This is a genomic window from Nonomuraea sp. C10, assembly GCF_008017515.1.
Taxonomy (GTDB): domain Bacteria; phylum Actinomycetota; class Actinomycetes; order Streptosporangiales; family Streptosporangiaceae; genus Nonomuraea; species Nonomuraea ferruginea.
Genome location: NZ_VPFF01000001.1, coordinates 225,855 through 242,515 on the forward strand (window position 1 = coordinate 225,855; position 16,661 = coordinate 242,515).

Consider the following 16,661-nt stretch of genomic DNA (forward strand, 5'->3'; position numbering starts at 1 on the left):
GCTCCCCGGACTGAGAGGCGACGGACAAGCCCTGCCCGTTTCGAACGCAGGAATCATGTCAGGAAAGCGATTCTGACGTCGGGTGAACGTGGTAATCCGGGGACATCCGGCGCGACGCCCACCGCACCGGGCCCGGCCCCGCTCCGTCCGCCGGCCTGGACGTGTACGAGCTGGCCTTCCTGGCCGGCGGGCCGTGGCGGGTCGCCGAGACCGCCGCCGCCGTCCTCATCGCGGACGAGGCGCTGCGCCTCGACAGGACAGGCGACCTGCACGCCGTCGCCGGGGCCGCGGAGCCCGCAGCCGACGTCGAGCGCACCCTGCTCGCCGCCGTACGGGCCTGCCGCGGCGGCATGGACGCGGGCCGTGCCCTGCGGACCGTCGCGCGTGGGCCCGAGGTGGCCGGGCTGCGGCGGCGGCTCGTGAGCGCTGGGCTGGTGCACCGGCCGTCCGGCACCGGCCCGGTACGCGCCAAGCTCGCTCTCCTGCTGGCCGTCCCCGTACTGGCCTGGGGCATGGCGGCGGCGGGGGCCGTCGCGTCCGTGCTCGCGCCCGACGGGTTCATCGGCCTGAGCGCGCTCGCCATGGCCGCGACCGGCGTCATCGGCTTCAACAGCCACGTCAGCGAGCGCCGCGCGCTGCGCGACGCGCCCACGTGCGCGGGCCGCCAGGTGGTGGAGTGGTACGGGAGAGACACGCTGACGGCTTCCCAGGAGCGGCTCGGCACCGCGATCCCGGTGGCCCTGCACGGTCTGGACGGGCGGGACGAGCCGCGGTTCACTGAGCTGGCCGCGTCGTTCCGCCATCACAAGGCGCCGCCGGTGTCGAGCGGCGCCGCATGCGGCTCCCACGGCGACTCCGGCGGCGGGGACGGCGGCGGGGACGGCGGCGGGGGCTCGGGCTGTGGAGGAGGTGGCTGCGGTGGCGGCGGCTGAGCTGCCCAGGCTCGGGCTGGGGATCGGCTGGCGGGCCGAGATCGACCTGACCGTCGAGCGGCTGCCCGGGGTGGAGTTCGTCGAGGTGGTCGCCGAGCACATCCGGCCGGCCCGGCTGCCCGAGTCGCTGCGGGTGCTGCGCGGGCGCGGCGTGCCCGTGGTGCCCCACGGCGTCGGACTCGGCGTCGGAGGCGCCGAACCTCCTTCCCCCGCCCGGCTGGCCCACCTGGCGGAGTGCGCCCTGGCGCTGGACTCGCCGCTGGTCAGCGAGCATCTGGCGTTCGTCAGGGCGGGCGGTGTCGAGGCCGGTCACCTGCTGCCGGTGCCGCGCACCCGGGAGGCGCTCGACGTCGTCACCGAGAACGTGCGCCGCGCCCAGGACGCCCTGCCGGTGCCGCTCGCCCTGGAGAACGTGGCGGCCCTGTTCGGCTGGCCCGACGACGAGCTGACCGACGCCGAGTTCCTGGCCGAGCTGGTCGAGCGCACCGGCGTGCTGCTGCTCGTCGACGTGGCCAACCTCTACACCAACCAGGTCAACCTCGGCCTGTCCGCCGTCGAGGCGCTGGACCGGCTGCCGCTCTCGCGGCTCGCCTACGTCCACGTCGCGGGCGGCGAGGAGCACGGCGGGCTCTGGCACGACACCCACACCGCCACGGTGCCCGAGGCGATCCTGGACGTCCTGGCCGAACTCTGCGCCCGCGCCGCCCCGCCGGGCGTCCTGCTGGAATGGGACGACGCCTACCCGAGCGACGCCGCGCTCGCGGCCGAGCTGTCCCGCGTCGCCGCCGCCATGACGAGGATCCCCTCGTGAACGAGGAGCCGCGGCGGAGGCTGGCGGAGCGGCAGGGGCGGGTGGTGGCCGCCCTGGTGGCCGGGGGCGAGGTGCCGGAGGGGTTCGACGCCGAGCGGATGCGGGTGCAGGCCCGGAGCCTGGTCGCCAAGCGGAGGAGCGTGGTGGCGAGGCTGCGTCCGGACGCCGCGGCGGCGGCAGGGGAGGACCTGGCGGCGCTGTTCGCCTCCTACGCGGCGGAGCGGGCCGAGCCGCCGTCCGGCTACCGGGCGGACGCCGACGACTTCGCCGCCTGGCTCCGGCGGCGGGCGAGGACACGGCCCGCCGGTAGCAGACTCTGGTGGTCACGGCTGCTGCGTCGCTGACTTCCCGGCGAGACCATGGCATAAGCAGGCACCTCTCCGCCGGAGGTCATCATGCCCGTCATCCTGGCGCTGTCGATCGCTCTGGTCGTCTGCGTTCCCGTGTACTGGTCCGTGTCCAGGGCCGCCGCCGTCGTCGAGGAGGCCCGCCGGCGGATGCGCGACGCGGTGGGGAGAGAGGACGGGCTCGGCACGTACGAGCTCGCCTACCTGGCCGACGGGCCGGCGCGGGTGGTGGACACCGGCCTGGCCGCGCTGGTCGGCACCGGGCGGTTACGGGTGTCCAGGGACGGGACGCTGCACCGGGTGACGGACGCGGACCCGCCGGCCGACGACGTCGAACGGGCCCTGCTCGACGCCGTCGGCGAGCGGGGCGCGCGCACCGCGGCCGATGCGCGGTTCAAGGTGGTCCGGGGCCCGGAGGTGGAGGCCGTCCGGCACCGGCTCGTGGCGATGGGGCTGGTGGTCCCCGACGAGGCCGTGGTGTCGTTCCGTGCCTTGCTCGCGAGGCTGCGGCGCCGGTCCACGACGGCGCTGGTCGCGGCGGTGATCATGGCGTTCTTCGCGATGGCGTCGATGACCGGCACGTACGCCGCGGTGACGGGCGTCCTGGCCGTCGCCGCTCTGGCGCTCGGGGTGATCGGCGTGAAGGGACGGCGGCGGCTCCGGCGCGCGGAGTCGGAGCTGGCCGACCACCGCACGGACGCGGGTTCGACGCGGCTGGCGAGGATGTACCGGGGCCCGGCGGATCTGGCCTACTCCGGGGTCGCGCTGTACGGGCTGGGCCAGATGGACGACCGCCAGTCGGCCGAGGCGCTGATCGGGGGCGACACCTCCTTCGGCGGCGGCGACTTCGGGTCGGGAGGCGACGGCGGAGGCTCCGGTTGCGGAGGCGGCGGCTGCGGCGGCGGGTGCGGGGGATGCGGCGGGTGACTCTTGCCGGGGGCGGTGCAGAGATCCTAGGTTTTCCCTGTGATCGTGGACGCGCACCAGCACTTCTGGAACCTGGAGACCGTCGAGTACCCCTGGCTGACCCCCGCCTCCGGCGTGCTCTACCGCACCTACGCTCCCGAGGATCTGATCCCTGAGCTGCGCGCCACCGGGGTGGATCGGACGGTGCTGGTGCAGGCCGCCGACTCCCGCGCCGAGACGGACGCGATGCTCGCGCACGCCGACGCGCACCCGTTCATCGCCGGAGTCGTCGGATGGATCGACCTGACCGACCCGGGCGAGGCGGCGAAGGCCCTCGACCGCTACCGGCCGCACCCGAAGTTCGTCGGCGTCCGCCACCTGATCCACGACGAGCCCGACCCCGACTGGCTGGTCCGCGACGGGGTGCTGGAGTCGCTGGGGCTGCTGGCCGCGGCCGGGCTCGCGTTCGACGTGGTGTCGCTGCTGCCCAGGCACCTGGATCACGTGGTCACGGTGGCCGGGCGCCATCCGGGGCTGAAGCTGGTCGTCGACCACCTGTCGAAGCCGCGGATCAGGGACCGCGCGTGGGAGCCGTGGGCCACGAAGATCGCCGCCGCGGCCGCGTACCCGAATGTCTTCGCCAAGGTGTCGGGCCTGGTCACCGAGGCCGACCACGAGCGGTGGTCGGTGGAGGACCTGCGGCCGTACGTGGAGCACGCGGTCGCGTGTTTCGGGCCTGAGCGGCTGATGTTCGGCAGCGACTGGCCGGTCGCCCTGCTGGCGGCCGACTACCGGACGGTCCTGGAGGCGGCCCGCGCGCTGCTCGGCGGCGCCGGCGCCGAGCAGGTCTTCGGCGCGACCGCCGCCCGCGTCTATGGCCTTGACCAGGAGATTCACCCGCCTTCGTGAGGGAAGGGAACCGGCGTGGTGGGACTACGCTGCGCCGACGGCTCCTTTCTCTCCGTGACACCGGTGCTCTGCAACGACAGCGCGGGCATGCCGTACGAGGTCACGCTGGAGCTGTGCCACGACGGCGTCCCGTACGGGACCGTCGGCGAGCGGTGCGCGTGGCGGCTAGCGCGCCTGGCGCGCGGCGTGGAGGCGGCCCGGCGCGACCACGGGCAGGCTGGTCGGTGGCCGGATCCCGACGACCGGTTCCCGCCGGAAGAGGGCGGGGCCGAACTCTTCTCGTTCCGGTACCGCAGCAGGTGGGGCGGCGTCGCGGGCGGCGAGCTGCGCTGTCAGCTGCGCACGATCCCCCTCTGGACACCCCGGCCGGAGCAGCGCGGCGAGTGGCGGCTGACCCGCAGGGCCTTCGTGGAGGCGTGGGGCGTGGGCGGCCTGGGCACGCGGGCGATCCTCACCTCCGGTGAGCTGGCGGGGTTCGTGCGTGCTCTGGTGGACGAGGCCGAGGGCTGCCTGGGCAATACGGACCCGGTCAAGGTCCGCGTTCAGGGCACGGGCACGGGCGAAACACGGTGATAATGGCCTGTCGGGTCTTCCGACCTGTACATGGCAGCGCTGGGGAGGGACTCCGTGAGCCTGCGCGACCTGGTCTACCGGCTGTACGAGCGCCGGCTGGAGGCCAAGCTGTCCAAGGACAGCATCCCCCGGCACGTCGGGGTGATCATCGATGGCAACCGCCGCTGGGCGCGTGCCATGGGCATGACCGATGTCGCCAAAGGGCATCGCAAGGGCGCCGACAAGATCTCCGAGCTGCTCACGTGGTGCCGCGAGACCGGGGTCGAGGTCGTCACCGTCTGGATGCTGTCCAACGACAATCTCAACCGGCCGCCCAACGAGCTGGAGCCGCTGCTGCGCATCATCGAGGACGTCGTCCAGGAGCTGGTCGACCAGGGCTGGCGGATCAGCCCTGTGGGGGCGCTGGACCTGCTGCCGGACCGCACGGCCAATGTCCTGAAGAACGCAAAAGAAGTGACATCGCACCGTCCCGGCCTGATTGTGAACGTTGCAGTTGGGTATGGAGGAAGGCGTGAGATTGCCGATGCGGTGCGCTCACTCCTGCAGGAGCAAGCGAGCAGGGGCGCGAGCATCGAGGACCTCGTGGAGGGTCTCGATGTCGAACACATCGCTGAGCATCTCTACACTCGCGGCCAGCCCGACCCGGACCTCCTCATCCGGACCTCGGGCGAGCAGCGCCTGTCGGGCTTCATGTTGTGGCAGAGCGCTCACTCTGAGTTCTACTTCCACGAGGCCTACTGGCCGGATTTCCGCAGGGTGGACTTCCTGCGAGCCCTGCGGGATTACGCCGCGAGACACCGGCGTTACGGTTCATAACGGGACATCCCGGCACTTGGGACGTAACGTTGGAAGTGTCCGGTCAAAGGCCGGACATTCCGGAAAGGGCCCGCCTTTGCGCCGATTCGAGCCGAGGGGGCCGGAATCCGGCGCCGGCGGCACGTCGCGGTCGGGGGCACGGGTCCGGTCCGAATCCCGCCTCGTCTGCAGGGTGCCCGTCCGCACGGGCGCCCGGGGGAGAACGTGTGGCAGTGTCCTCGAGCAACCCTACGACCAGTCCCGCCAAGCGCACCTACGTGCTGGACACCTCGGTCCTGCTGGCCGACCCGGCGGCGATGACCCGCTTCGCGGAGCACGATGTCGTCCTGCCGATCGTCGTCATCACGGAGCTTGAGGGGAAGCGGCATCACCCGGAGCTGGGCTACTTCGCGAGAAAGGCCCTGCGTTACCTGGATGAGCTGCGGGTCGAGCACGGCCGGCTGGACGAGCCGATGCCCACAGGGGAAGGCACGATCAGGGTCGAGCTCAACCACAGCGATCCGTCCATCCTGCCCGTCGGCTTCCGCCTGGGCGACAACGACACCCGCATCCTCACCGTGGCCCGCTCGCTGGCCGCCGAGGGCCAGGACGTCGTGCTCGTCTCCAAGGACCTGCCGATGCGGGTCAAGGCGGCCTCGATCGGCCTGGCGGCCGAGGAGTACCGCGCCGGGCTGGTCATCGAGTCCGGCTGGACGGGGATGGCCGAGATGCAGGTGACGGCGGAGGACGTCGAGTCGCTCTTCGACTCCGGCACCGCCGACCTTGAGGAGGCCAGAGAACTGCCGACCCACACCGGCCTGCGGCTGCTGTCGGCCAACGGCTCGGCGCTCGGCCGGGTCCAGCCCGACAAGTCGGTGCGGCTGGTGCGCGGCGACCGCGAGGTGTTCGGCCTGCACGGCCGCTCCGCCGAGCAGCGCATCGCGCTGGAGCTGCTGATGGACCCGGAGATCGGCATCGTGTCGCTCGGCGGCCGGGCCGGCACCGGCAAGTCGGCGCTCGCCCTCTGCGCGGGCCTGGAGGCCGTCCTGGAGCGCCGCCAGCACCGCAAGGTGGTCGTCTTCCGCCCGCTGTACGCGGTCGGCGGCCAGGAGCTGGGCTACCTGCCGGGCACCGAGGGCGAGAAGATGGGCCCCTGGGCGCAGGCGGTCTTCGACACGCTGAGCGCCGTCACCTCGCCCGAGGTGATCGAGGAGGTGCTCGACCGCGGCATGCTGGAGGTGCTGCCGCTCACGCACATCCGCGGGCGGTCGCTGCACGACGCTTTCGTGATCGTGGACGAGGCCCAGTCGCTGGAGCGCGGGGTGCTGCTGACCGTGCTCAGCCGCATCGGCGCCAACTCCCGCGTGGTGCTCACGCACGACATCGCCCAGCGCGACAACCTGCGCGTCGGGCGGCACGACGGCGTGGTGGCGGTGGTGGAGAAGCTCAAGGGCCACCCGCTGTTCGCGCACGTCACGCTGACCAGGTCGGAGCGCTCGCCGATCGCGGCGCTGGTGACGGAGATGCTGGAGGACATCACCATCTAGTCGTCCGGCGGGCTCACCGGAGCTCGCCGCACGTGAGACCGCTCTCCGTCACCGGAGGGCGGTCTCCGAACTTCTGCACGATCTTCACGCCCTCGATGGCCGTGTCCTGCTGGGCCGTGCAGACGATCTGGGCCATCGCCGTCTTGCTCAGCGTGCCGTCGCCCCTCACGTACACGGTCAGGGTGGAGGTCCTGGGCAGCTTGACCTCGTCGCGCTGGATGGGGTTGAGGGAGTCCTCGATGCCGTCGAAGACGAACCCGTGCAGGGCGGTGTCCAGCTTGCCCAGCGGCTGGGTGGAGGCGGCGAAGAGCGCGCGCAGGAGGCTCTCCACCGAGGCCGAGCTCACGTCGGCGGGCTCCATGGTCAGCTCGCCGTCCTTGAGCAGGTAGATGGTCTTGGACGGGGGCGGGACCTCTATGACGGGCGCCGCGGCCCGCTCGATCACGTCGGTGGGCGGGATGCCGCAGGCGGCGACGCCGACCACCAGCGCCGCCGCGCCCAGGAGCTCGCGTGCCGCCCTCATGCGTGCGGGAGCCAGACCGTGAACAGGGTGCCGGGGTTCTGCGCGCGTACGGAGATCGTGCCGCCGTGCAGGTGCACGTTGGCGCGCGCGATGGACAGGCCCAGGCCGCTGCCCTGGCTGCGGCTGCGGCCCGCGCCCGCCTTGAAGAAGCGGTCGAAGACGTGCGGCATCGCCTCGGGAGGGATGCCCTTGCCGTGGTCGCGCACCTTCACCTCCAGGCCGTTCTCCGTGCCCCTGGCGTTGACCAGCACCGGCGGGGCGCCGTGCTTGAGCGCGTTGCCGACCAGGTTGGCCACGATGACGTCGAACCTGCTCGGATCCAGGTTGACGACGAGGCTGCGGGAGGCGTTGACCCGCACCTGCTCGGTCCAGCCGCGCACCTCCAGGCAGTCCTGGATCGTGTCGGCCACGTTCACCGGCTCCAGGCTGAGCGTCGCGGTGCCGGCGTCGAACCGGCTCACCTCGATGAGGTGCTCGACCAGCTCGCGCAGCCGCTCGATCTCGTGCAGCACCAGCCGTACGGCCTCCGCCGGGGCGTCGGGCAGCCGGTTCGCCTCCTCGTACAGCATGTCGGCCACGGCGGTCATCGCGGTGAGCGGGGTGCGCAGCTCGTGCGAGACGTCGGCGACGAACCGGCGCGACATGGCCTCCAGCGAGCGCAGCTCCGACACGCTGAGCTCCAGCGCGGCCGCGGCGTCGTTGAACCGGGCGGTCAGCTCGGCCAGCTCGTCCTGGCCGTGCACGGGCAGGCGGGTGTCCAGGCGGCCCTGGCCGAGCGCCTGCGCGGCCGCGCTGAGCCGCCCGACGGGCCGCAGCACCTGCCGCGCCGACGCCAGCGCCACCACCAGGGCGATGAGCACGATGGCGCCGCCGCCCTGGGCCATCGTGGTGCGCAGGGTGACGAGCTGGCTCTGCTCGTCGCGCATCGGGAAGAAGACGAACGCGCGCAGGCCGGTGGCCTCGGGCTCCTGGCCGTTGTCGCGGTAGACGGCGGAGCCGACGATGAGCCACAGCTCGTTGCGCACCACCTTGCGCTGGGTGACGACGAACCGCTTGGCCCGGCCGTGCAGCTCGTTGGGCACGTCGTTCAGCGTCATCGGGCCGTCGGAGTGGAGCAGGTCGCCGTACTCGATGACGACGCTGCGCCCCGGCCCGTCGAGGGCGTCCGCGAGGTCGGCCAGCTCGCTCATGCCGGGCGCGGCCTCGCCCTGCCTGAGCCTGCCGATGGGGAACGTTATCCGGTTGAGCTCCCTGGTCACGAGGTCGATGGCGGTGTCCTCGGCGCGCTTCACCAGCGCGGACTTGGCCAGCTCGAACCCGATGGTGGCCACCAGGACGGAGGCGGTGATGGCGACCAGGGTGAAGGTGAAGACGAGCCGGGCGCGGAACCCGGTGGGGAACCTGATCACGAGCCGGTCACGGAGGGCTGAACCGGTAGCCGAAGCCGCGCACGGTGTGGATGAACACCGGCTCGGCGGGCCTCGGCTCGATCTTGGCCCGGACCCGCTGCACGCACGCGTCGACCAGCCGGGAGTCGGCGACGTGCGTGTGGTCCCAGACCGAGCGCAGCAGGTAGCGCCGGTTGAGCACCTGCCCGGGGTGGCGCACCAGCTCCAGCAGCAGGCGCAGCTCGGTGGGCGTCAGGTGGATCTCCTTGCCGGCCAGCGTCACCTTGAGCGCGCCCCGGTCGATGACCAGGTCGCCGAAGGTGATGCGGTCGGAGGCGGCGGACTCGGCCCTGCGCAGGATGGCCCTGATGCGGGCGTCCAGGACGCGCGGCTCGACCGGCTTGACCACGTAGTCGTCGGCGCCCGCCTCCAGGCCGACCACGATGTCCAGGTCGTCGCCGCGCGCGGTGAGCAGGATCACGGGGAGCTGGTCGAGTTTGCGGATGCGCCGGCACACCTCGACGCCGTCGATCCCGGGCAGCATGACGTCCAGGATGGCGATCTCGGGACGGCGCGCCCTGATGTGGTCGAGGGCCTCCTCGCCTGTGGTGTACGAGGTGACGGAGTGCCCTTGGCGGGACAGCGCGAGTTCGAGCGCCGTGCGCACCGAGGGATCGTCTTCGACGAGGAGAATGCCAGCCACGGCCACATTATTGTGCTATGTCGGGTATGCCCGCGTTCTGTAACTAAACTGTGACGTGCCGCGCATGCCATGAACAACTGGCTGACCGACCCTGAATACCGGCCTTCCCTCCGGAATCGGGTGCCCGGAGGGCAGGCCGCCCTGTGTGACCAAAATCACACAGGGGAGAAAGTCGGGCCTACCTGCTGGTTGGCCAAGGGAGTGCCAAGCGAATTGACCGATTCGGTTGCGGAGCACCCCCCAAGTCAGGGCAAGCTCATGGACCGTGAGTCCAGGTCCGACTTTGAGCGAACGTCCCACGCGCCAGGCCGCCCGGGCGGCGCGCAAGCGTTCGCGGCTGAGCCCCAAGCGGGTGATGATCATCGGCCTGTCCGCCGTGGTCGTGTTCGGCGGCGGCGGTTTCGTCGTCCACCGCGCCATCGAGAACGCCAACAGGCCACCGGTCGAGGGGCCCACGCTGGAGGAGTTCGCCCGCATCGCCAGCGGCGACCTGTCGGGCGCCGACCCCAAGACCGACCAGCTCAAGGCCGCCGCCGTGCAGGCGCACAAGGCCGACAGGCTGAAGCAGTCGCGCCAGGGCAACGACCCGCTCGACACCATCATCATCAAGAAGAAGGCGCCCGGCGGCGACGGCTTCCCGCCCGCCAACTTCCCGCCCGGCAGCACCCCCTCGCCCGGCTCCAACAAGGCCGTCGCCAAGGAGATGCTCGGCTCGTTCGGCTTCGGCACCGACCAGTGGGGCTGCCTGGAGAGCCTCTGGCAGAAGGAGAGCGGCTGGAACGAGCGGGCGATGAACCGCTACTCCGGCGCCTACGGCATCCCGCAGTCGCTGCCCGGCACCAAGATGGCCAGCGCCGGCGCCGACTGGCAGACCAACCCCGCCACCCAGATCAAGTGGGGTCTCGGTTACATCAAGGGCCGCTACGGCACTCCCTGTGGAGCCTGGGGGCACTCCCAGGCCAGGGGATGGTATTAACAAGGCATCTTTCCCCCTGTAATCGGCAAGCCGTCACGCCCGTCCGGGAAGGACCCCGCACGCTGGCCGCATGGGTGTGAAGGTCAGTGTGATCGTCAATGTCCACAATCCGGGTGACTCAGCCGATCCGTGCATCCGGTCGACGCTGGAACAGACCCTCCCAGCGGACGCGTACGAAGTGATCTTCGTGGACGACGGGTCCACGGACGGGATAGCCGAGCGGCTCGACACCATCGCCGCGGTCCGCAGGAACGTGCGCGTGCTGCACCTGCCGCACACGGGCTCCCCCATGCGCGGCCGGAACGTCGGCGTGGCCGCCGCCAAGGGCGACTACGTCTTCATGCTCGGCCAGCAGGACCGGCTGGCGCGCGACGGCCTGGAACGCATGCACGAGCGGGCCGTGGAGGCCGACGCCGACGTGCTCGTGGGACGTCTGGTGCGCGACGGCGGGCCGCCCATGACCGCCTTCGACCGCAACAAGCCCCGCGCCGACATCCTCCGCGACCGCCTGCTCACCCTGCTCACCCCGCACAAGCTCTACCGCCGCGCCTTCCTGGAGGAGCACGAGCTCGGCTTCGCCGTGCCCGGCGGGGTCATCGCCGAGCAGGCGTTCGTGGTCCGCGCCTACCTGCGCGCCAAGATCATCGCGGTGCTCGCCGACCAGGTCTGCTGCCACCTGGGCGCGCGCGAGGTCGCCGCCGAGGAGCCGCGCACCGCCGTGCGCGAGCTCCGGTCCCTGCTCGGCGACATCGACGGGTACGTGGGCGAGGGCCGCCAGCGTGACCGGATGTACGCGTACTGGTTCCGCTCGGCGGTGCTGCGGCCGTTCCTGACGACCGCGTTCGCCGGTTCCTCGATCGACCGGGGCGCCTACTTCCGCATGGTCCAGGAGCTCGTCGAAGAGCGCTTCCCCGAGCGGCTCGACCGCTACCTGCCCGTCCAGCTCAGGGCCGTGGCCGCGCTCATCAGGGCCGGACGGCTGGACCAGCTCGTCCTGCTGGCCAACTCCGGGCGGCGGGCCGGGCTGCGCGCCGACCTGACCGAGGTCCGCTGGGACGCGCACGTGCTGGCGCTCGGGCTGAGCGTGGAGGTGCTGAGCGGCGAGGGCAGGCCCGAGCGGTTCCTGACGGACGGCGACCGGCTGTTCTGGAAGCCGCCGCGCGCCGTCGACGCCAGGCTGCTGCCGGAGAGTGTCACCGACGTCACCGGCGCCGTCGAGCGCGCCCGCATCGAGGTGTACGTGCGCCACGCCGAGACCGGTGACGTGCACTTCCTGCCCGTCGCGTACCAGGTGGACAAGGTCCAGGACGGGCGCCGGCACGCCCGCGTGCGCATCCTCGGCGAGGCCAGGGTGGACGTGACGACGGCCGCGCACGGCGAGCCGCTCAGGCCCGGCCAGTGGGAGGTGCACGTGCGCATGTTCGGCGGCGCCCACCAGGCCAGGAGCCGGGTGCGGCGGCCGGACGGGCCGCTCAACTGCCTCGGCGTGCTCGCCCAGCGGCCCAGGACGCGGCTGGTGGTGCCGTGCTGGACGGACACGGGGGAGCTGGGGCTGGCCGTAGAGCCGCGCTCGTTCACCGAGTCGATCGCGCTGGTCTCGCCCGGCGTGAACGTCAAGCTGCTCGGCGAGCATCTGTGGGTGGTGCTGCCCGTGCCGTACGTGCCGCCGAGCGGCGGGCCGCCGCTGGAGCTGGTGCTGCGCACGGGCGGGCGGCGCGAGCGCGAGCTGTCGGCTCCCGCGCTGGTGGAGGCGGGCGTGCCCGGCAGGCTGGCCGGCCAGCTCGTGGCCAAGGTGCCGATCAAACGGCGGATGCCCGGCAGGGACAACCTGGGGCCCGGCGTCTGGCTGGCGTCGCTGCGCGGCGCCGAGGAGGAGCTCGGGCTGCGGTTCGCGGTGGAGCTGCGGCACGGCAGGGCGGTGGTGCGGCCGGCCACGGCCGTCACCCCGGAACGGCGTTTCCCGCTGGCCCGCGACACCGCCTGGCTGCGGCTGGCCCGCCGCCTGCCCGGCGCGCGCCGGCTCATCCGGCTGGCGCGCGCGGGCAAGCACCGCTACCTCAGGGACTGAGAGGGGTCAGGATCGGGCCTCCCTCAGGTGTCCGGCCAGCAGGCGGACGAACGCCTCCGGGTGCTCCAGCTGCGGGCTGTGGCCGCAGTCGGCCAGCACCGCCTCCCGGTAACGGCCGTAGCGGTCCAGGACGGCCCTGGTCTGCGTGACCATCGGCTGGGCCGGGGTGCCGGGCGAGCCGGGCACCAGGCCCAGCGCGCCCAGGTGGGCGAGGTCGTACATCGAGGTGTCGGAGACGATCTGGTCGTCGGCGCCCCTGATCCACAGGATCGGCGGCTTCGGGTCGATCTCGTGCAGGTCGTCCAGCCGGAAGCGGGTCGGGGCCATCGCGTTGAGCACGCCCGTCTTGCCGGGCGCGACGTGCGGCCAGGCTTCCGAGGTGGCCGCGTCGCCCGGGTAGTTGCCCTCGCCGGTGCGGGTGGTGAGCATGGCGCGGACGTAGAAGTCCTCATCGGGGACCGGGTTCTTGACGTACGTGGCGCGGAAGACCGAGCGCGGCGAGGTCATCGCCTCGTCCGACAGGTCACCCGCCGCCAGCCTGGCCACGAAGTCGGGGTTCACGCCGCCCGCCCCCGAGCCGGCGCCGTCGGGGTGGGTGAGCCGGCCGCCGGCGCCCTCGGTGCCGCCGAACCCGTACGGCGAGACCGGGTTGACCAGGGTGACGCTCCGGACGGCGGCCGGGCGCTCGCGCAGCAGGCTGAGCACCACGCCGCCGCCCATGCTCCAGCCCACCAGGTGCACGGGGGCCAGGTCCAGCGCCTCGACCAGCTCGGCCAGGTCGTCGGAGAAGTCGCGCGCGCCGCGGGTGGCGTCGACCGGGAGGGAGTCGGTCTCGCCGAACCCGCGCAGATCTACCGCGAGCGGCCGGAAGCCGCCGGGCAGCGCGGCCATGGTGTCGCGCCAGAACGCGCTGGAGGAGACGTTGCCGTGCACGAACAGCACCGGCTCGCCGGTCCTGCCGTCGACGGTCCTGACGTGCTGGGTGAGCCTCGGCGTGGTGACCTTCACGCGCGTATCCTCTCGGCCAGGTCGCGTCCCTGCGTCTCCTTGGCGGCGTAGACCGCGACCAGCGTGATGACCGCCGCGGCCGCCAGGTAGATGGAGATCGGCAGGCTGCTGCCGAAGTCGCGGAGCAGCGCCACCGCGATCACCGGCGCCAGCGCACCGGCCACGATCGCCGACAGCTGGGCGCCGATCGAGACTCCTGTGTACCTCATCCTGGTCCCGAACAGCTCGGAGAAGAAGGCCGCCTGCGGGCCGTACATCATGCCGTGGAACAGCAGACCCACCGTGACCGCGAGCGTGATCGCCAGGAAGTTGCCGGTGTCGATCAGCGGGAAGAACGCGAAGATCCACACCCCGACGCCGGCCGCCCCGGCGAGGTAGGTCGGGCGGCGGCCGATCCGGTCCGACAGCGCGCCCCACATCGGGATCGTGACGAAGTGGATGGCCGAGGCGAGCAGCACCGCGTTGAGCACGGTCGAGTTCGACACCCCGGTGCTCTTCGCGTAGGTGATGACGAAGACGGTGAGCAGGTAGAAGGAGATGTTCTCCGCCATCCGCGCGCCGATCGCGATGACGACGTCCTTGGAGTGGTGCCGCAGCACGCCGACGATCGGCGGCGCCTTCTCCGGCTCGGCCTGCTGGAAGACCGGCGACTCGGTGATCGTCAGCCGGATCCAGAGCCCGACCAGCACCAGCACGCCCGACAGCAGGAACGGGATCCGCCAGCCCCAGGCGAGGAACTGCTCCTCCGGCTGCCAGGCGGCGAGCGCGGCCAGCACGCCGGTCGCCAGCAGGTTTCCGCCGGGCGCGCCCGCCTGGGGCCAGGACGCCCAGAAGCCGCGGCGCTTGGCGTCCCCGTGCTCGGAGACGATCAGCACCGCGCCGCCCCACTCGCCGCCCAGCGCGAAGCCCTGCACCAGGCGGAGCGTCGTGAGCAGCAGCGGCGCCGCCGCGCCGATCGCGGCGTGCGTGGGCAGGAGGCCCATGAGGAACGTCGCGCCGCCCATCATCAGCAGGCTGACGACGAGCAGCGTCTTGCGGCCGAACCGGTCGCCGTAGTGGCCGAACACCAGGCCGCCGAGCGGGCGGGCGACGAAGCCGACGGCGTAGGTGAGGAACGCCAGCAGCGTCCCGGTGAGCGGATCGGACTCGGGGAAGAACAGCTTGTTGAACACGAGTGCGGCTGCCGAGCCGTACAGGAAGAAGTCGTACCACTCGATGGTGGTGCCGATCAGACTCGCGCCGACGATCTTCTTGATGGATGTGGTGGCCATGCCGTCACGCTAGGGAGTGACCGGCGTCACTCATATGGGCTGAGAACCCACACTGTCGCCGGTGCCTGTGTGGCCGAGCCGGTGCAGGCGGAGGGCGAGCTGGATCTCCAGCGCCCGGTCCGGCTCCTGCCAGCCGTCGCCGAGCAGCTTGCCGATGCGGTCCAGCCGCTGGGTGACGGTGTTCACGTGGATGTGCATGGTCTCGGCCGTGCGCGAGGGGGAGCCTCCGGCGGCGAAGTATGCCGCGAGCGTGGCGGCCAGCGCGGTGCCGCGGCGCGTGTCGTACTCGATCACCGGGCCGAGCGCGGACATGACGAAGCCGGGCACGTCGCGGCCTTCGCCGATGAGCAGCCCGACGAACCCCAGCTCGGCGGTGCTCGCGCCGTCGCCCGCCCGGCCGAGCGCGACCAGCGCGTCCGCGCAGCGCCGCGCCTCGCGGTAGGCGCCCGCGACGTCTCCGGCCCGGGCGGCGCCGGCCGTCGCGGGGGCGTGCAGCGAGACGCTCAGCTCCGCGGCCACGCGCCGGGCGAGCGGGCCCGCGTCCGTGCCGGGCAGCAGCAGCACCACCTCGTCGCCGCGCCCCGCGGCCAGGCCGTGCCGGAGCGCCGCCTCCGCCGACGCCCAGAACGCGGCCCGCTCACGCTGCCCGTCGTGCCGGGCCACGACCACGACGTGCGGCGCCGACAGGTCGACGCCCAGCCGCAGGGCGCGGTCGCGCAGGCCGGGCGAGCCGGGCCGGGAGATCAGGTCGTCCAGCAGCTCGCCCCGTACGCGTCCCTCGGCCTCCGCCACGCTCCTGCGGAACAGCAGCAGCAGCGCGCACACCAGCGCGGCCCGCTCCAGGATGCGCTCGTCGGCGTCGTCGCTGCGCAGCACCAGCGTGCAGAGCGGCGCGCCGCCGACGTCCACCGACGCGATGCGCAGGTCGCCCCTGCGCACGGTACGGCCGAGCGCGCGCGAGGCCTGGGCCGCCTCGAACACGCCGGCGTCGAGCCCGGCCGCGTCGCCCGCGAGCGGCCTGCCCAGGTCGTTCAGGACGGCCAGCTCGCCGCCGAGCACGTCCGTCACCACGGCGGCCACGTCCTCGATGCCGCCGCCGCGCAGCACCAGCGAGGTCATCCGGTCGTGCGCCGTCGCCGCCCGCTCCACCGCCTCGGCGTGCTCCCTGGCGACGCGGTGCGCCTGCGACAGCTCCTCCAGCGCGTTCCTGGTCTCCTGCAGCAGCCGGGCGTTGTCGATCGCCACCGCGGCGTGCGCCGCGAGGCTGCCCAGCAGCGAGACCTCCTCCTGGTGGAACGGCCGGGCGCTGCGGTTGGCCGCGAACAGCACGCCGATCACCCGCTGGCCCAGCCGCAGCGGCACCCCCAGGATCGCGACCAGGCCCTCCTCGGTGACGGCCTCGTCGATGTCGTGCTTGTGGCGGAATCGGGCGTCGGCGAAGTAGTCTGCGGTCGCGTACGGGACCGCGGTCTGCGCCACCAGCCCGCCCAGCCCCGACCCCATGGCCAGCCGCAGCGATCGGAACTTGGCCGAGATCGAGCCGTCGGTGACCCGCATGTAAGTGTCGCCGCGGGCCGGGTCGTGCAGCGTCAGGTAGGCGGTGTCGGTCGCCAGGAGCTGCCTGGCGCGGTGCACGATCGCCTCCAGCACCGCGTCCAGGTCGCGCAGCGCCGACAGGTCGCCCGCCGTGTCGTACAGCGCCGACAGCTCGGCCTCGCGCCTGGCCCTGCGCCGCAGCAGCGCCCGCACCTTGAGCGCCTCGACCTTGGCCCGCTCCAGCTCCTCGACGGCGGCCGGATCGGCGCCGGCGGCCCTGGCCTCGATCACCGGCCCTTCGAACTCGACCGCCGAGGCCTCCCTGGCCAGGAGCTCCAGGAAACGTTTGGTCATCGCCGCCGCCCCGG

Annotated in this window: 16 protein-coding genes; 10 read left to right on the forward strand and 6 right to left on the reverse strand. The window is 72.6% G+C overall.

The features are described 5' to 3' along the window. Positions 1-104 precede the first annotated feature (104 nt). From FR742_RS01085 to FR742_RS01120, 8 genes are all read left to right on the forward strand, one after another. A complete protein-coding gene (locus tag FR742_RS01085) occupies positions 105-932 on the forward strand; it encodes a TIGR04222 domain-containing membrane protein (protein ID WP_148029167.1) in 828 nt (275 codons plus the stop codon). Next, positions 919-1,743: a DUF692 family multinuclear iron-containing protein gene (locus FR742_RS01090; RefSeq protein WP_148029168.1), complete on the forward strand. Its 825-nt coding sequence runs from the start codon at positions 919-921 to the stop codon at positions 1,741-1,743. Before FR742_RS01085 ends, FR742_RS01090 begins: the two co-directional genes overlap by 14 nt. After that, complete coding sequence (locus tag FR742_RS01095; RefSeq protein ID WP_148029169.1) at positions 1,740-2,087, forward strand: hypothetical protein; 348 nt, start codon at positions 1,740-1,742, stop codon at positions 2,085-2,087. Before FR742_RS01090 ends, FR742_RS01095 begins: the two co-directional genes overlap by 4 nt. Before the next feature lie 51 nt (positions 2,088-2,138). Next, positions 2,139-3,017, forward strand: coding sequence for a TIGR04222 domain-containing membrane protein (locus FR742_RS44225; RefSeq protein WP_187280936.1), 879 nt, complete (start codon positions 2,139-2,141; stop codon positions 3,015-3,017). Positions 3,018-3,056: 39 nt separating this feature from the next. Further along, a complete protein-coding gene (locus tag FR742_RS01105) occupies positions 3,057-3,905 on the forward strand; it encodes an amidohydrolase (RefSeq protein WP_148029170.1) in 849 nt (282 codons plus the stop codon). 15 nt (positions 3,906-3,920) lie between these two features. Next, positions 3,921-4,478 carry a hypothetical protein gene (locus FR742_RS01110; protein ID WP_187280937.1) on the forward strand — a complete coding sequence of 186 codons (558 nt, stop codon included), beginning with the start codon at positions 3,921-3,923 and terminating at the stop codon, positions 4,476-4,478. A 54-nt stretch (positions 4,479-4,532) separates the two neighbouring features. After that, on the forward strand, positions 4,533-5,294 hold the full coding sequence (locus tag FR742_RS01115) for an isoprenyl transferase (RefSeq protein ID WP_148029171.1): 762 nt from the start codon (positions 4,533-4,535) through the stop codon (positions 5,292-5,294). Between the two features lie 206 nt (positions 5,295-5,500). Continuing rightward, positions 5,501-6,820, forward strand: coding sequence for a PhoH family protein (locus FR742_RS01120; RefSeq protein WP_261808298.1), 1,320 nt, complete (start codon positions 5,501-5,503; stop codon positions 6,818-6,820). Between the two features lie 13 nt (positions 6,821-6,833). On the opposite strand, the gene FR742_RS01125 is transcribed toward FR742_RS01120, so the two are convergent. The 3 genes from FR742_RS01125 to FR742_RS01135 are packed head-to-tail and all read right to left on the reverse strand — an operon-like array spanning position 6,834 to position 9,434. Then, positions 6,834-7,343, reverse strand: a complete 510-nt coding sequence (locus tag FR742_RS01125) for a hypothetical protein (protein ID WP_148029172.1) — start codon at positions 7,341-7,343, stop codon at positions 6,834-6,836. Continuing rightward, a complete protein-coding gene (locus tag FR742_RS01130; protein WP_148029173.1) occupies positions 7,340-8,752 on the reverse strand; it encodes a HAMP domain-containing sensor histidine kinase in 1,413 nt (470 codons plus the stop codon). The genes FR742_RS01125 and FR742_RS01130 overlap by 4 nt, the downstream gene beginning before the upstream one ends. A 7-nt stretch (positions 8,753-8,759) precedes the next feature. Then, entirely contained in the window at positions 8,760-9,434 is a 675-nt protein-coding gene (locus FR742_RS01135) for a response regulator transcription factor (RefSeq protein WP_148029174.1), read from the reverse strand. A gap of 283 nt (positions 9,435-9,717) precedes the next feature. On the opposite strand from FR742_RS01135, the gene FR742_RS01140 reads away from it, so the two are divergent. After that, positions 9,718-10,410 carry a transglycosylase SLT domain-containing protein gene (locus FR742_RS01140; RefSeq protein ID WP_246639506.1) on the forward strand — a complete coding sequence of 231 codons (693 nt, stop codon included), beginning with the start codon at positions 9,718-9,720 and terminating at the stop codon, positions 10,408-10,410. Positions 10,411-10,480: 70 nt separating this feature from the next. Continuing rightward, the gene (locus tag FR742_RS01145; RefSeq protein ID WP_148029175.1) at positions 10,481-12,478 is read left to right on the forward strand and encodes a glycosyltransferase; all 1,998 of its coding nucleotides are present in this window, start codon (positions 10,481-10,483) and stop codon (positions 12,476-12,478) included. 6 nt (positions 12,479-12,484) lie between these two features. On the opposite strand, the gene FR742_RS01150 is transcribed toward FR742_RS01145, so the two are convergent. Genes FR742_RS01150 through FR742_RS01160 form a run of 3 tightly spaced genes read right to left on the reverse strand, consistent with a single transcriptional unit; the run spans position 12,485 to position 16,647 of the window. After that, positions 12,485-13,486 (reverse strand): alpha/beta fold hydrolase, encoded by a 1,002-nt coding sequence (locus tag FR742_RS01150; protein WP_148029176.1) that lies wholly within the window; start codon positions 13,484-13,486, stop codon positions 12,485-12,487. Then, complete coding sequence (locus tag FR742_RS01155; protein WP_148029177.1) at positions 13,483-14,757, reverse strand: MFS transporter; 1,275 nt, start codon at positions 14,755-14,757, stop codon at positions 13,483-13,485. Before FR742_RS01155 ends, FR742_RS01150 begins: the two co-directional genes overlap by 4 nt. Positions 14,758-14,787: 30 nt before the next feature. Then, entirely contained in the window at positions 14,788-16,647 is a 1,860-nt protein-coding gene (locus FR742_RS01160; RefSeq protein ID WP_148029178.1) for a helix-turn-helix domain-containing protein, read from the reverse strand. Positions 16,648-16,661 lie beyond the last annotated feature (14 nt).

Coding starts and splice junctions, on each gene's coding strand:
- FR742_RS44225 (WP_187280936.1), top strand. CDS start 2,139: ATGCCCGTCATCCTGGCGCTGTCGATCGCTCTGGTCGTCTGCGTTCCC.
- FR742_RS01125 (WP_148029172.1), bottom strand. CDS start 7,343: ATGAGGGCGGCACGCGAGCTCCTGGGCGCGGCGGCGCTGGTGGTCGGC.
- FR742_RS01145 (WP_148029175.1), top strand. CDS start 10,481: ATGGGTGTGAAGGTCAGTGTGATCGTCAATGTCCACAATCCGGGTGAC.
- FR742_RS01155 (WP_148029177.1), bottom strand. CDS start 14,757: ATGGCCACCACATCCATCAAGAAGATCGTCGGCGCGAGTCTGATCGGC.
- FR742_RS01160 (WP_148029178.1), bottom strand. CDS start 16,647: ATGACCAAACGTTTCCTGGAGCTCCTGGCCAGGGAGGCCTCGGCGGTC.